The following is a 12,637-nucleotide window of genomic DNA, read 5'->3' as shown; positions in this document are numbered from 1 at the left end:
ATTTCGCTCCTGTTTGATTACGCCGATTTGCCGAACTGAATGGCACTGAAGAGGGGGACGTCACCCACGCCAGCGACCTGCAACATGATCTCGCCGGTGCCGGGCAGGGTGACGCGATCCACCTTGCTGGCGACATAGTTTTTGGACGTGGTGGCAACTCCGTTTAGGGATGCCTTGACCTCGAAGCTGTACTCGCCGGCCGGCAGCTCCGGCAGCTCATAATCCAGCCCGCCAGCCTTGCTTTCCCCCCAGCTCTTGGTCGCCACCAGGGTGCCATGCTCGTCATACACCTTGAGCTCGACCTGATCGGCTGCGCCCGCCAGCTCGACCTGACCGCGAATGGCTTTGTCATCGCTCTTGGTCAGGGTCTTGCTCGGTACCATCACCTCTTTATCGATAAGGTCGGTACTCTGCAGGACCTGCTGGGTATCCATCATGTTGATGGACTTCTGCTGCAGCAGTTTCAGGCTCTCGACCCCTTCCACCATGCTGAACTGGGCCAGCTGGGTGACATATTGGGCGCCATCCAGCGGGTTGGTGGGATCCTGGTTCTGGATCTGGGCCACCATCATCTGCAGAAATTCGTTGCGCAGTTGCATGCCGCTCTGGGCACTCTGGCCAGTGGCAGAGCCCGCCGCCGCATTGTTGGGGGCGATATCCGGAGTGGCAGAGCGCTGGCTGGCACCGCGGGCCGTATCAAGGGTGCTTACCTGAGGCAGACTCACGGCTTAGACCCCCTGACCAAGACGCAGCAGACCTTGCTGCATGCTGTTGATGCGATTGATCACCTCGACCGAGGTTTCGAAGCCGCGGGAGGCACTCATCATGTCGGCCATCTCCTCCACCGCATTGACGTTGGAGTAGTAAACAAAACCGTCTTTATCGGCGATCGGGTTGGTCGGTTCGAGACGCTTCTCGACCTGACGATCGGACTGCACTATGCCGGCGATCTGAACCTGTGCAGACCCAAGCGCCTCTGCATCCTGCACGCGCTGGTAGAGAGTGGAGAAAACCGGCTTGATGGCGCGAAACGCGGCATCTTCACTGCCGGCGGCACTGTCCACGTTCGCCAGGTTGGAGGCGACGGTATCGAGTCGCACGGTTTGCGCCCGCATGGCACTGCCGGCGATGTCATAGATTCGGTTGAACGACATGATTAACGCCCCTCGATCGCTTTGGCGATCCCGGTGATTTTCATATTCAGGAAGGTCAGGCTGGTCTGGAAATCCGTGGCATTGTTGGCAAACTTGCTCTGCTCGACGCTGAGCTCAGCGGTATTGCCATCCATGGATGCCTGATAGGGGATGCGATAGAGCGGATGCTGCATATCGTCAGCCATGGTGCCCTGACTGATGGCAGCGCTCTCATCGCCTGCCGCAACTTGCTGTGCGACACGGCCAAGAATCGTCTTATAATCGACGTCCCGGGCCAGATAGCCAGGGGTATCCACATTGGCCAGATTCCCGGCCAGAATACGCGCCCGGTCAGCCCGGATATCAAGGGCATAAGGGTGTACGCCAAGAGCGCTGTCAAATGAGATACTCATGCTTCATCCTTTTATGAATCAGTCAGACCGGTGCACTCGTTATCAAGACTCATGCCAATCATGAAGATCCCTTATTTGCGCCGGATGCAGCGCTGCCCCTGGCTGACCACATTGATAAAAGGGGAAGTACCGTTTCCCGTATGGAAGCGATCAGGCCTCTTCTGGCTGCTGATGCTGGCAAGCCCGCTGCACGCTGAACCCGGCGAACTGTCGCAACAGGTCGGTGCCCGCCTCAGGGAGGATGCAAGTCAGACCCTGCATGCCTACCTGCAACAACAGGGCTGGGCAATCCCGGAGGTGGACTATCAGGTGTGGATCTCTCCGGCGGTGGAACACCTTCCTCCCTGCCAGCAAGAGATCCGCTTGCAGGCGGGGGGCCAATATCGCCAGCCGTGGGGTCGTCGCCCCTACCTGGTCGAGTGTGCCAACCCCTCCTGGCAACTGAGAGCCCGGGTCGAGGTCACGCTCATGCTGCCAGTCTGGATGACGGCCCGGGAGATCCGGAAAGGCCAGACCATTCAGGCAGCGGACCTCGTCGAGGAATCGCTGGATGTCAGCAGACTGCAGCGAGGCTTCATTCCCGTCTCCGAGTCGCTGACAGGCAGCAAGGCCAATCGCAATCTCAGGATGGGGCAGTTGATTGGCGAACTGGACCTGCAGAAGGCCTGGGCGGTGAAGGAGGGTGAAGGGGTGTTGATCCGGGCCGGTCAGGGCGGATTCTCGGCCACAACCCGCGGCACGGCATTGGCAAGCGGCGCCATCGGCGATGGCATCAAGGTACGCAACAGCAGCTCAGGCAAAGAGATCCAGGCCTGGGTCATCGCAAAAGGGGAAGTCGAAACCCGTTTTTGAACCCGTATAAGGGTTTTTATTCAAGTTAGGCCGACCTTGGGTCGCTTTGCAGAGATAGACCACCAGGAATTGACGTTATGAAAATCACACGCACCGACCCGCTCTACGTTCAGACCCAGTTGCAACGCAAGCAGGATGGCGCGCCAGCCCAAGTCGAGGCGCGCGCTACCAAGGCTGACGCCCAGATCAGCAGCACGGCACAGGTTGTCAATCAGGCGAGAGCCCAGCTTGCTACCACATCCGACGTGGATATGGAAAAAGTGAACCGGATCCGTCAGGCCATCAGCGAAGGAAAACTGGAGCTCGATATGGATGCACTGGGTCAGGCCATTCTGGACATGCATCGCCGATGAGCATGGAGCCGAAACAGCGGATCAAGGAGCTGATCCTGGGCATCCAGCAAGATTGCAGCCGCTACGCCGAGCTGCAGAGCCTGTTGCTGCGCCAGCACAGCTTGCTGGCAGCGCACGATGTCGATGGGCTGGCAACCCACAACCAGCAGCAGACAAGGCTGATGGCCGATGTGCAAAAACAGGCGCAGCAACGTTGCCACCATCTGCTCGCTCTGGGACTGAAACCGGATGAAAAGGGGATGGCGACCCTGATTGCCAAACTGCCTGCCACCATGCAGCCAAAAGTCTCTAGCCAGTGGCAACAACTCGAACTGCTGTTGCAGCAGTGTCTGCGCCAGAACGATCTCAACGGTCGTCTGCTGGCTGGGCAGATAGAGACCATCAACACGCTGCTGGGTCAGGATCATGCTTACGGCCAGCTGGAGCGTTTTCCCGACTAGTTCCCCTCTTTGAGTTGACGGTGGCGCAAGCCGGAAAGCTCGTCGAGCTGGCGCTGATCCCGCAGCTCCCGCTGCTGGCTGATGGCTCGCTCACGCTTGTCCAGCAGGTGCTCCAGCCCCTTGACCCGGCCAAACTGCCTGACCACCTCCCCTTCATGGCGCTCCAGATCGAGCTTGGCAAGTGCCGATTGCTGAACCTGATGGGCCAGCAGATGACGCAACTGGCGATCCATCTGCTGCTTGTTCTGCCACAGCAAGGGATGGAAAGTGGCCGAACCGGGACTCAACGAGCCGATCACCTCCTGCAACCGCAAGGCTCTCTGCTCTTCCCTTATCGCCTCTTCCCGCAAACGCTGACGCTCCTTGCCGAGCGCCTCCAGCGCCTCCTGCTGCAAGCCGAGATAGGATTTCAACATGGCGACCTCTGATTACCTGCCCAGAACCTGCTTGAGCCCAGCCACGACCTGAGCCAGCGGGGTCTCTTCATGGATCCCCTGCTGCAGGAAGGCGGCAATGGCCGGGTAACGTTGTACCGCTTCGTCCATCTGGGGATCTGCCCCCGGTTGATAGCCACCGAGCGGCAGCAATTCACGCACCTGCTGATAGCGCCCCCACAACTGACGCAAGGTGACCGCCAGCTGCTGCCAGTCAGTCGGCACCACTTGCGGCATCACCCGGCTCACCGAAGCGCCGATGTCGATGGCCGGGTAGTGTCCCTCTTCCGCCAGACGACGGGTCAGCACTATGTGACCATCCAGAATGGCACGGGCCGAGTCGACCACCGGGTCCTGCTGATCATCCCCTTCCGCCAACACGGTGTAAAAGGCACTCAGGCTGCCATCAGGGTGGGTACCGTTGCCGGCCCGTTCCACCAGCTGGGTCAGCATGCTGAACACCGATGGCGGGTAGCCGCGCGTCGCCGGCGGCTCACCGATAGCCAGTGCGATTTCGCGCTGGGCCTGGGCGTAGCGGGTGAGGGAGTCCATCAATAGCAGTACATCCTGGCCCCGCTCACGAAAATATTCGGCAAGACGATGGCAGAGCTGGGCGGCACGCAACCGCATCAGAGGAGATTGATCCGCAGGAGCGGCCACCACCACCGAGCGGGCCAGACCTTCCGCACCGAGACTGTGTTCGATGAACTCGCGGACTTCACGACCCCGTTCACCAATCAGCCCCACGATGACGATCTGTGCCGTGGTGTTGCGGGTCATCATGCCGAGCAACATGCTCTTGCCCACGCCGGAACCGGCAAACAGGCCCAGTCGCTGCCCCTTGCCAACCGTCAGCAAGCCATTGATGGCACGGATACCCACATCAAGAGGTTCACGGATCGGCGTGCGCAATAGCGGATTGGGCGGAGAAGAGAAGAGCGCAACGCGCTCCCCCTCGTCACGAAGAGGACGGCCATCCAGCGGCTGCAACAGACCATCGACAACCCGCCCCAGCAGATGCTCGCCGACCCTGATTGTCTCTTCGCCATCGATTGGCAGCACCCGGGCTCCGGCATAAAGCCCTCCCATGGGCTGCAGTGGCATCAGATAGGAGATCTCCCGGTTGAAACCCACCACCTCTGCCAACAGAGACTCGCCGGATGCCGTATCGACCCGGCAGCGCTGCCCCATCACCAGCTGGCAGCCGATTACCTCAAGGGTCAGCCCCGTTACGCGAACCAGTCGGCCATAGCGGCGAAAACCGGGCACCTCGTCAAAGCAGTCGAGCGCCGAGGTGAGCGCCTGTTGCAGAGCTTCATGCATGCTGCGGCAGTTCCAGCGTGCTGTTCAGCTGCTCGATGCAGGAGGCAAGGCGCTCGCCGGTATTGACCTCGATCACCGCAGCCCGAGTCTCGATGCGGGCATCGCCAATGGCCAGATTGGGGTCTACCTGCAACGGCCACCCTTCGCAACGGGTGACTCCCTGTTCGGCCAGACGCTGGCGATCCCCCTCATTGAGATAGATGACCAGCTCTTCCGAAGCGGTAGGCAGAGTCGCCAGCGCCTGTTCCACCTGATTGAGTACCTGCTGGGGATTGAGAGTAAATTCGGCCTGGATAACCCGCTTGGCCACCTGGGCCACCAGCTGGGCAATCAGCGCTTTCTGCTCCTGCATCTTTACCCGGGTCAGGGATTCCCACTGCTCCTGCAGCTTGGCAAAGGGCACCATGGCCTGATCGAAAGAGGCGCGCCCCTCCGCCAACCCCTGAGCGAAGCCGCGGGTTTGTCCCTGCTGCAGCCCCTTGGCCTCCCCTTCCACCAGACCGCTGGTCAGTCCCTGCTGATATCCGGATTGATACCCTTCGTCGTGACCTTGCTCCAGCCCCTGCTGATAACCAAACTCGAACTGCTCCTGCTGACTCTGGGCCTCTTCCCCGCTCTGCCCCAAGGCCGGAAAGCGGTAGAGCCGGGTCGGGCCGGGCATCAACTTGCGCACATAGTGACTCATCAATGCCCCCTGTTAGCTGACCGTCGGTTCTTCGAACAGCTGGAACTCGATCTCGCCCTGCTCCACCAATTCGCGGACCAGTTGCATGATCTCCTCTCGGGCCTGCTCGACCTTGCGCAGGGAGACGCTGCCCTGATGCTGGATCTGATCTTCCAGTGCCTGAGCCATCCGCTTCGGCATGGCGCCGAGCACCACCTTGCGGAAACTGGTCTCGGTATTCTTGAGGGCCAGCGCCAGCAGCTCGCTCGGGATCTCCTGCACCAGACGCTGCAGTGTTTCGTCGCTCTGGCGACGCAACGTCATGAAGTCGAACATGTTCTTTTCGATTTCCAGCGCCATGTCACCATCGTGTTCACGCAGCAGCGAGAGCATCTGCTCCTTGTCGCCCTGATAGCGGTTGAGGATATCGGCAACCTGCCGCACGCCATTCACCTTGGCTCCGGACTGGTCAGCAACATAGGCCAGACAGCGATCCAGCGTCAGCCTGAGTTCACCCAGAACATGCTCGCTGACGCTGCTGAGGCTGGCGACCCGCACCAGCAGATCGTCGTGCACCGAGCCGGGCAGCTCATCCAGTACCGCGGAAGCGGTCTGGGGTGGCAGGAACGCCAGCAGCACCGCCTGCATCTGCGGGTGCTCATTGCGGAAGAAACGGGCCAGCACATCGGCAGGTACCCACTGCAACCGCTGGATATCCTGACTCATCACATCACCGTAGAGGCTGTCGAGCAGGCTGCGGGAGAGACGCTGACCAAGGGCCAGGTCGAGAGTCTGTTCCAGATATTCGCGGGAGGCGCTGCCGATCCCGCTCTGTTCACGATACTGGTTGAAGAACTGCTGCAAGGTCCATCGGGCTTCCATCGAACTGACGCCGGAGAGACCCGCCATCTTGGAGATAAGGCGCTGCACTTCATCGCGGGAGAGCTTTTGCATCACCTTGGCAGCAGCCTCAGTCCCCATGCTCAACAGCAGGATGGCCGCTTTCTCAAGGTTGTCGATATCGATATCGACGGCTTTCTGGTTCAGGTTAACGTTGTTCATTGCCACTTACCCATGCTCTCACCACTTCCGCTACCCGAGCGGTATCTTTGTCAACCAGCAACTGCAGATGCTTGAGTTGTACTTCCAGCTCGGAACCCGGCTCCGGCAATGCCTCCAGATCCAGAGAAGAGAAGTGCGGCTCCCGCTCGTTGTCGGAACGGATCAGACCATTGCTCATCGGCGGCGCCGTCAGGGCAACATCATCATCCCGCCGCATGGAGAGACCCACGGTCGGCTCCAGCTCATCATCCAGCTCGTCAGAGAGCGTCTCTTCATCCGGCGCCTGCTGGGTGCGAACCAGATGCTTCACCAACGGGCGGATACCGAAGAAGACCAGCGTCAGGCCAAGCAGACCGCCCACCAGATAACGGAGCGAATCCTGCCAGTAAGGGGTTTCCCACCAGCTCGATTCGGGCGGAGCAATCGGCGCAGCGCCGGTGAAGTCGAACACTTGCAGGCTGATCTGGTCTCCACGAGACTCATCAAAGCCCACCGAACGCTCGACCATCTGCCGGATCTGCGCCAGCTGCTCATCATTCCAGCCACCTTTCGGGGCGCTCTGATGATTGAGCAGTACGGAGACGTTCATCTTCTCGAGCCGCCCCTGCTGATAGCGGGTGTGTACTATGGTGCGGCTGTTTTCGTACTGCTTGCTGACCTCCTGCCGCTCGGTGCGGGAGTCATTTTTCTGATTTTCCGTGGTGGCTGCCGTGGTCTGATTCTGGGTCGCAGGATCACTTTTGGGCGCCGTTTCGGGAGGACGATTGGACAGAGCGCCGGGGATACCCAGTGCCAGCGCATCGATGGTTTTGTCCGATTTGCTCGACTCCTTGGTCACCACCCCTTGTGGATCCAGCTGCTGCTGGGTCTCCTCCACCGCATTGAAGTTGACGTCTGCGGCGATCTGCACCCGGAAGTTGCCGGTGCCCAGCATGGGATAGAGCATGTCGCTGGCACGCTGACGAATGTACTGCTCCAGCTTGCGCACATACTCCATCTGCTGCACGCTCTGCTTGCCAAACCCGGCCTTGTCGCCGAGTTCGGCACTCAACAGCTGGCCAGCCTGATCGACAATGGTGACCGCTCCCGGTTTCATGCCGGAGATACTGCCTGCCACCAGGTTGGCAATGGCCTCGACCTGGCCGGGCTCCATGGCCTGACCGGGCTGCAGATCGAGCATGACGGATGCACTTGGCTTCTCCTCGTCACGACCGACAAAGAGAGTGCGTTTGGGAATGGCGAGATGGACGCGGGCACTGCGCACCGCATCCAGCGAAATGATGGTGCGCGCCAGTTCGCCTTCCAGCGCATGGCGATAGCGGGCTCCTTCCATAAACTCACTGGTGCCAAGGCCGGTGACATTGTCCAGCCCCTCCAGACCCGCCGGCATGGCCGCTCTCACCCCTCTGGCCGCCAAGGCCATACGAACATGAGCCAGCTGACTCTCCGGCACCAGGATCTGGCCAGAGCTCTTCTCCAGCCGGAACGGCACCTGCTCCTTCTCCAACATCTCCATGATGTTGGCGGTATCGTAGAGCTCCTGCTTGCCGTACAGGGGGACGTAGTTTTTGCTGGACGTCCACAGAATGACGACGATTGTGCCGGCAACGATGGCAGCCAGCAGAGCAATAGTGAGGATCGATTTATTGTCACGGGAGAGGCTGCGCCAGTTGCGAAGGCCCTCCTGCACGCGTGTTCTGAAGGAATCCGAAGCCCCTTGCGGGGACGTTACCAGTTCAGTCATCACTTACCTCAGAGCGGCATGCGCATAATGTCGTCAAAACCGGTCATCAGCTTGTTGCGCACCTGCATCAGGGCTGAAAAGCTGAGACCCGCTTTCTGACTGGCCACCATGGCCCCGACCAGATCATCGCTCTGGCCGGCATCAACAGCCGTCATCATGGCTGAAGCCATGTTCTGCTGCTCGTTGACTCTGCCGACAACGTCGCGCATGGCGTCGCTGAATGACACATTCGAGAGATCATTGGATTCGATGGAAGGAGCCTGAGTGGCAACTCGTTGCATCTCCTGCATCTGCTGCAGAAGCGTTGCCTGTGATGACATCATTTCAATCTTCACGCCGTTATCCCTTAGTTTTGAAGCTGCTGCTCGATATCAATGCCCTGCTCACGCATCGCCGCCAGCTTGTATCTCAGAGCCCGGGTGGTCATCCCGAGCGCTTCTGCCGTGCGGGTACGATGGCCACGGAAGCGGCGCAAGGTCTCTAGTACAAATTGAAATTCTGCGTGCCGACGCGTCTCGCTCAACCCTTCCGGGGCGGAAAGGACTTCCGCCAATCCATGTTCGGGTTCCGCGACATAGCTGGGCAGCATCAAATCGACCGCTTGAATATGCAATCCGCGAGCCATGATTAATGAACGTTGAATGACGTTATCGAGCTCCCTGACGTTGCCCGGCCACTGATAAGCCAGCAGTTGCTTGCGGGCACTCTCGCTCAGGCGATACCCCTGCTGGGGCGCATAGCGTTCGATGAAATATTCAGCCAGCGGCAATATGTCGTCGGGACGCTCGCGCAGTGCTGGCCAGTTCATCGGCAACACATCGAGGCGATAGAAGAGGTCTTCCCTGAACTGGCCGGCAGCCACCAGGGTGCGCAGATCCTTGTTGCTGGCGGCGATGATCCGCACATCCAGCGCGATGGTCTGATGGCTACCGAGGCGCTCCACCTCACGCTCCTGCAAAACCCGCAACAACTTTGCCTGCAGTGACAGGGGCAACTCGGAGATTTCGTCGAGCATCAGGGTTCCGCCCTGCGCCTGCTCGAACTTGCCGGGCTGCGAACCCGTTGCGCCGGTGAAGGCCCCCTTGTTGTGGCCAAACAGAATGGATTCGAGCATGGACTCGGGAATGGCGGCGCAGTTGATGGCGACAAACGGCTTGTGAGCACGGCTGGACATCTCGTGGATGTAACGCGCCAGACGCTCCTTGCCCGTTCCCGACTCACCTCCGATAAGAATGGTGGCTGCCGTTTTGGCTGCCCGGCGAGCAAGCTGCAACACTTGCAGGCTCATGGTCGAGACGGCGATCAGGTCTGGAATGGCCTGCCGCAGACGCAGTGCCCCCTTCACCACATCCAGCATCTGCTGCCCCCCGAAGGGCTTGATGATGTAGTCAATGGCACCGGCCCGCATCGCTTCTGCCGCAAGATAGGCCTGACGCTCATTAACCAGGATCACGCAATCAATGCCGCTAAAATCATGCACCAATTGAGGACCTACTTCGGTCATGAGATCCATGTCGAGCAGGATTAAATCAACGGAACGACTGCCGAGAATTAATTTCGACTTGCGAATAGAGTCACAGCGGGAAACAGCATATCCCTGTGCTGCCAATATTCCTTCAATATCGTTCCCATCGGCCATAGATGAGCTGATTAACAATAAATGGGGATCTTTCCCAAGACTGGCCGGTCTTGAGCTTTTTTTGATAGATACATCCGAAAGCATATGAACCCGAACCCGTGATTGTGGATAAAACAATCAACAGAACTGAAATGCCGAAATAAAAGACGCACAGGTACGCTGGCGCTTCTAACGAGCACCTAGATCAAACCAGTGTTATATCAAGGCGGTAACAATGGCCTTGGCAACCCCGCTATCATGAGCATTCCTGCTTTTAGACCGGAGGCTTTGCGTCCTGACTTTTCAGTTCAGTTTGCCTTTTTCATGCGACTGCCCGTATTTGGACAAGACAGCACCAAATTAGTGGTGACTGCTGAGTGACACATGTGAATTGTTATATTTGTTATTTATCTTTGACGACCGAATGCGTCAAAAACAGTCACATCATAACGGCTTACAATTACAATTCAAGTAGATAGGCGGAATATATTCTTCCCATTTGCCTATTAACATGGCAGCCCTGTTTCAGCCTAGCGTGCCAATAACCTCCACTCTCAACTCTTCCGGTATTTCATTATATGAGAGCACTTTGAGACCTTTTGCAAAAGATCGGGCATAACGCGCGATCAAGGGTCTAAGTTGCGGCATCACGACCAGTACCGGGGCATATCCTTGCTGCTGCAGCTGCTCTTTAACCAGCGGCATATTTTGCTGCAACTGTGCCAGCAGTTGCGGATCAACCGGAAAACTGTCCAGCTGGATTTTCCCCTGCTGCTGCGACTGGTTCATGGCCGCCAGCAAGGTCTGCTCAAGGCGGTCATCGAGCGTGAAGGTGGCAAGCACATCACGGCTGCCAATCGCCTGTCTCACAATCTGGCGCTTCAAGGCACAACGAACATCGGAAGCAAGCAGCACGGGATCCTTGGTCAGCTCGCTGGCATCAAGCAGGGTCGTCGCCACCGTGCGTATATCGGTCAGGCTGACCTGTTCCTTTAGCAATTGCCGAAAAACTCGCAACTGCTGCATCTGGGTCAGGGCCAGATTGAGCTCCTCCGCCAGACGGGGCGACTGGGCTGCAAGATGTTGCCCCAGCTTGCCCACCTCGTCATGACCAAAGAGGGCATCAAGCTGTTCACGCAGCAGCTTGCTGGCGTGGGTCGCGATCACCGTTGCCGAATCAACCACCGAATAACCCAGATTGAGGGCTTTGGCTTTGTTTTCCGGTGAAATCCAGACTGCGCTCATACCATATGCAGGATCCTGGGTCAGCTCCCCATCCAGCGAACCATAGGTCTCGCCGCTGCTGATGGCCATCAGACGCTGGCAATCAACATTGCCGGACGCCAGTGCCACACCGGAGAGCTTGATCCGGTACTGATCGGGTTGCAGCTGCAAATTGTCGCGAACCCGGATCTCGGGCAGCAGAAAACCGTACTGCTCCGATAGGGTTTTGCGAATACCGCGCACCCGGGCCAGCAGCTCGGCGCCTTTGTCAGCTTCCGCCAGCGGCACCAACCGATAGCCCAGTTCGATAGCAACGGTATCGACCGGCGGCAGATCCTGCCACTCCAGCCCTTGTGGTTCCGGCTGGGCAATCTGGCGGGCCAGCTCCTGCGCGGCATCCAGATCCGGGGTATTGACCGCCCGCTTGCTCACGCTCCAGCCAGTCCAGGCCAGCACGGCGGCAAAGCTGAGGAAGGCCAGCATCGGCATGCCCGGCACCAGCCCCAGTACCAGCATGATGGCAGCGGCAGTGTAGATGACGCGGGGGGAAGCAAGGATCTGGTCACCCACCTGATCCGCCATCTCACCTTCATCGCTGACCCGGGTCACAATGATGGCGGCAGCGGTAGACATCAGCAGCGAGGGGATCTGGGCCACCAGACCGTCACCGATGGTCAGCAGGGCATAGCGCTGGAAGGCTTCGGCAACCGGCAGGGCATGCTGGAAAATACCGATGGCAAGGCCGCCCACCAGGTTGATGATAAGCACCAGCATGCCGGCAATCGCATCACCGCGCACAAACTTGGAGGCACCATCCATCGCCCCGTAGAAGTCGGCTTCACGGGCAATCTCGTCCCGTCGTGCCCGCGCCTGGTGCTGATCCATTGTGCCGGCATTGAGGTCAGCATCGATGGCCATCTGCTTGCCCGGCATCGCATCCAGGGTAAAGCGGGCAGACACCTCGGAGATCCGCTCCCCACCCTTGGTGATCACCACAAAGTTGATGATCATCAGGATCACGAAGACCACCAGACCCACGACATAGTTGCCGCCGATCACCACCTCGCCAAACGCCTGAATCACCTTGCCCGCCGCTTCATGGCCCTCATGGCCATGCAGCAGCACCACGCGGGTCGAGGCCACGTTGAGCGACAGCCGCATCAGGGTTGCCACCAGCAACACCGTGGGGAAGACGGAGAAGTCGAGAGGGCGACGCGCCGATACGGAGACCAGCAGCACCAGTACCGCCAACACAATGTTGAAGGTAAAGAGGGCATCCAGCAGCCAGCCCGGCAGCGGCAATATCATCATGGCCAGAATGGCCAGCAGCATCATCGGGATCGCGGTATAGGATTGGGTCAATACACGCCAGTTCAC

General features: G+C 59.0%; 14 protein-coding genes and 1 riboswitch. Of the genes, 3 read left to right on the top strand and 11 right to left on the bottom strand.

The window, feature by feature from the left end; translation table 11 throughout:
- Positions 1 to 17 precede the first annotated feature (17 nt).
- The 3 genes from I6L40_RS04335 to lfgB are packed head-to-tail and all read right to left on the bottom strand — an operon-like array spanning position 18 to position 1,546.
- Positions 18 to 725: a flagellar hook assembly protein FlgD gene (locus I6L40_RS04335; RefSeq protein WP_041210153.1), complete on the bottom strand. Its 708-nt coding sequence runs from the start codon at positions 723 to 725 to the stop codon at positions 18 to 20.
- Positions 726 to 728: 3 nt separating this feature from the next.
- Complete coding sequence (gene flgCL / locus I6L40_RS04330) at positions 729 to 1,154, bottom strand: lateral flagellar basal body rod protein FlgCL (RefSeq protein ID WP_033115416.1); 426 nt, start codon at positions 1,152 to 1,154, stop codon at positions 729 to 731.
- Between the two features lie 2 nt (positions 1,155 to 1,156).
- Positions 1,157 to 1,546 (bottom strand): lateral flagellar basal body rod protein LfgB, encoded by a 390-nt coding sequence (gene lfgB, locus I6L40_RS04325; protein ID WP_041210152.1) that lies wholly within the window; start codon positions 1,544 to 1,546, stop codon positions 1,157 to 1,159.
- Positions 1,547 to 1,606: 60 nt separating this feature from the next.
- On the opposite strand from lfgB, the gene lfgA reads away from it, so the two are divergent.
- From lfgA to lfgN, 3 genes are all read left to right on the top strand, one after another.
- Positions 1,607 to 2,398 (top strand): lateral flagellar basal body P-ring formation protein LfgA, encoded by a 792-nt coding sequence (gene lfgA, locus I6L40_RS04320; protein ID WP_071913359.1) that lies wholly within the window; start codon positions 1,607 to 1,609, stop codon positions 2,396 to 2,398.
- A 77-nt stretch (positions 2,399 to 2,475) separates the two neighbouring features.
- On the top strand, positions 2,476 to 2,751 hold the full coding sequence (gene flgM, locus I6L40_RS04315; protein WP_033115419.1) for a flagellar biosynthesis anti-sigma factor FlgM: 276 nt from the start codon (positions 2,476 to 2,478) through the stop codon (positions 2,749 to 2,751).
- Complete coding sequence (lfgN, locus tag I6L40_RS04310) at positions 2,748 to 3,191, top strand: lateral flagellar protein LfgN (RefSeq protein WP_071913357.1); 444 nt, start codon at positions 2,748 to 2,750, stop codon at positions 3,189 to 3,191. Before flgM ends, lfgN begins: the two co-directional genes overlap by 4 nt.
- Here the strand turns inward: lfgN and lfiJ are convergent.
- The 8 genes from lfiJ to lfhA all read right to left on the bottom strand — a co-directional run bounded on the left by lfiJ (position 3,188) and on the right by lfhA (position 12,637).
- Positions 3,188 to 3,607, bottom strand: coding sequence for a lateral flagellar protein LfiJ (gene lfiJ, locus I6L40_RS04305; protein WP_041210149.1), 420 nt, complete (start codon positions 3,605 to 3,607; stop codon positions 3,188 to 3,190). The two genes, lfgN and lfiJ, sit on opposite strands and share 4 nt — an antisense overlap.
- Positions 3,608 to 3,619: 12 nt before the next feature.
- Complete coding sequence (gene lfiI, locus I6L40_RS04300) at positions 3,620 to 4,948, bottom strand: lateral flagellar FliI-like assembly ATPase LfiI (RefSeq protein ID WP_041210148.1); 1,329 nt, start codon at positions 4,946 to 4,948, stop codon at positions 3,620 to 3,622.
- Positions 4,941 to 5,633: a lateral flagellar assembly protein FliH gene (lfiH, locus tag I6L40_RS04295; RefSeq protein ID WP_071913355.1), complete on the bottom strand. Its 693-nt coding sequence runs from the start codon at positions 5,631 to 5,633 to the stop codon at positions 4,941 to 4,943. Before lfiH ends, lfiI begins: the two co-directional genes overlap by 8 nt.
- Before the next feature lie 12 nt (positions 5,634 to 5,645).
- Positions 5,646 to 6,674 carry a lateral flagellar motor switch protein FliGL gene (gene fliGL / locus I6L40_RS04290; protein WP_033115424.1) on the bottom strand — a complete coding sequence of 343 codons (1,029 nt, stop codon included), beginning with the start codon at positions 6,672 to 6,674 and terminating at the stop codon, positions 5,646 to 5,648.
- On the bottom strand, positions 6,661 to 8,409 hold the full coding sequence (fliFL, locus tag I6L40_RS04285; RefSeq protein WP_071913440.1) for a lateral flagellar M-ring protein FliFL: 1,749 nt from the start codon (positions 8,407 to 8,409) through the stop codon (positions 6,661 to 6,663). The genes fliGL and fliFL overlap by 14 nt, the downstream gene beginning before the upstream one ends.
- A 17-nt stretch (positions 8,410 to 8,426) precedes the next feature.
- Positions 8,427 to 8,753: a lateral flagellar hook-basal body complex protein LfiE gene (lfiE, locus tag I6L40_RS04280; RefSeq protein ID WP_082035417.1), complete on the bottom strand. Its 327-nt coding sequence runs from the start codon at positions 8,751 to 8,753 to the stop codon at positions 8,427 to 8,429.
- A gap of 11 nt (positions 8,754 to 8,764) precedes the next feature.
- Positions 8,765 to 10,027, bottom strand: coding sequence for a lateral flagellar response regulator transcription factor LafK (gene lafK / locus I6L40_RS04275; RefSeq protein ID WP_269747690.1), 1,263 nt, complete (start codon positions 10,025 to 10,027; stop codon positions 8,765 to 8,767).
- 249 nt (positions 10,028 to 10,276) lie between these two features.
- Positions 10,277 to 10,364, bottom strand: a riboswitch (cyclic di-GMP riboswitch).
- A 197-nt stretch (positions 10,365 to 10,561) separates the two neighbouring features.
- Positions 10,562 to 12,637, bottom strand: a complete 2,076-nt coding sequence (lfhA, locus tag I6L40_RS04270; RefSeq protein WP_033115427.1) for a lateral flagellar biosynthesis protein LfhA — start codon at positions 12,635 to 12,637, stop codon at positions 10,562 to 10,564.

The sequence above is a fragment of the Aeromonas sp. FDAARGOS 1410 genome, assembly GCF_019048745.1.
In the GTDB taxonomy this organism is placed as follows: Bacteria; Pseudomonadota; Gammaproteobacteria; order Enterobacterales; family Aeromonadaceae; genus Aeromonas; species Aeromonas jandaei.
The sequence above is the reverse complement of the archived record's forward strand: the minus strand, read 5'-3'. Positions and strand labels throughout refer to the sequence as shown.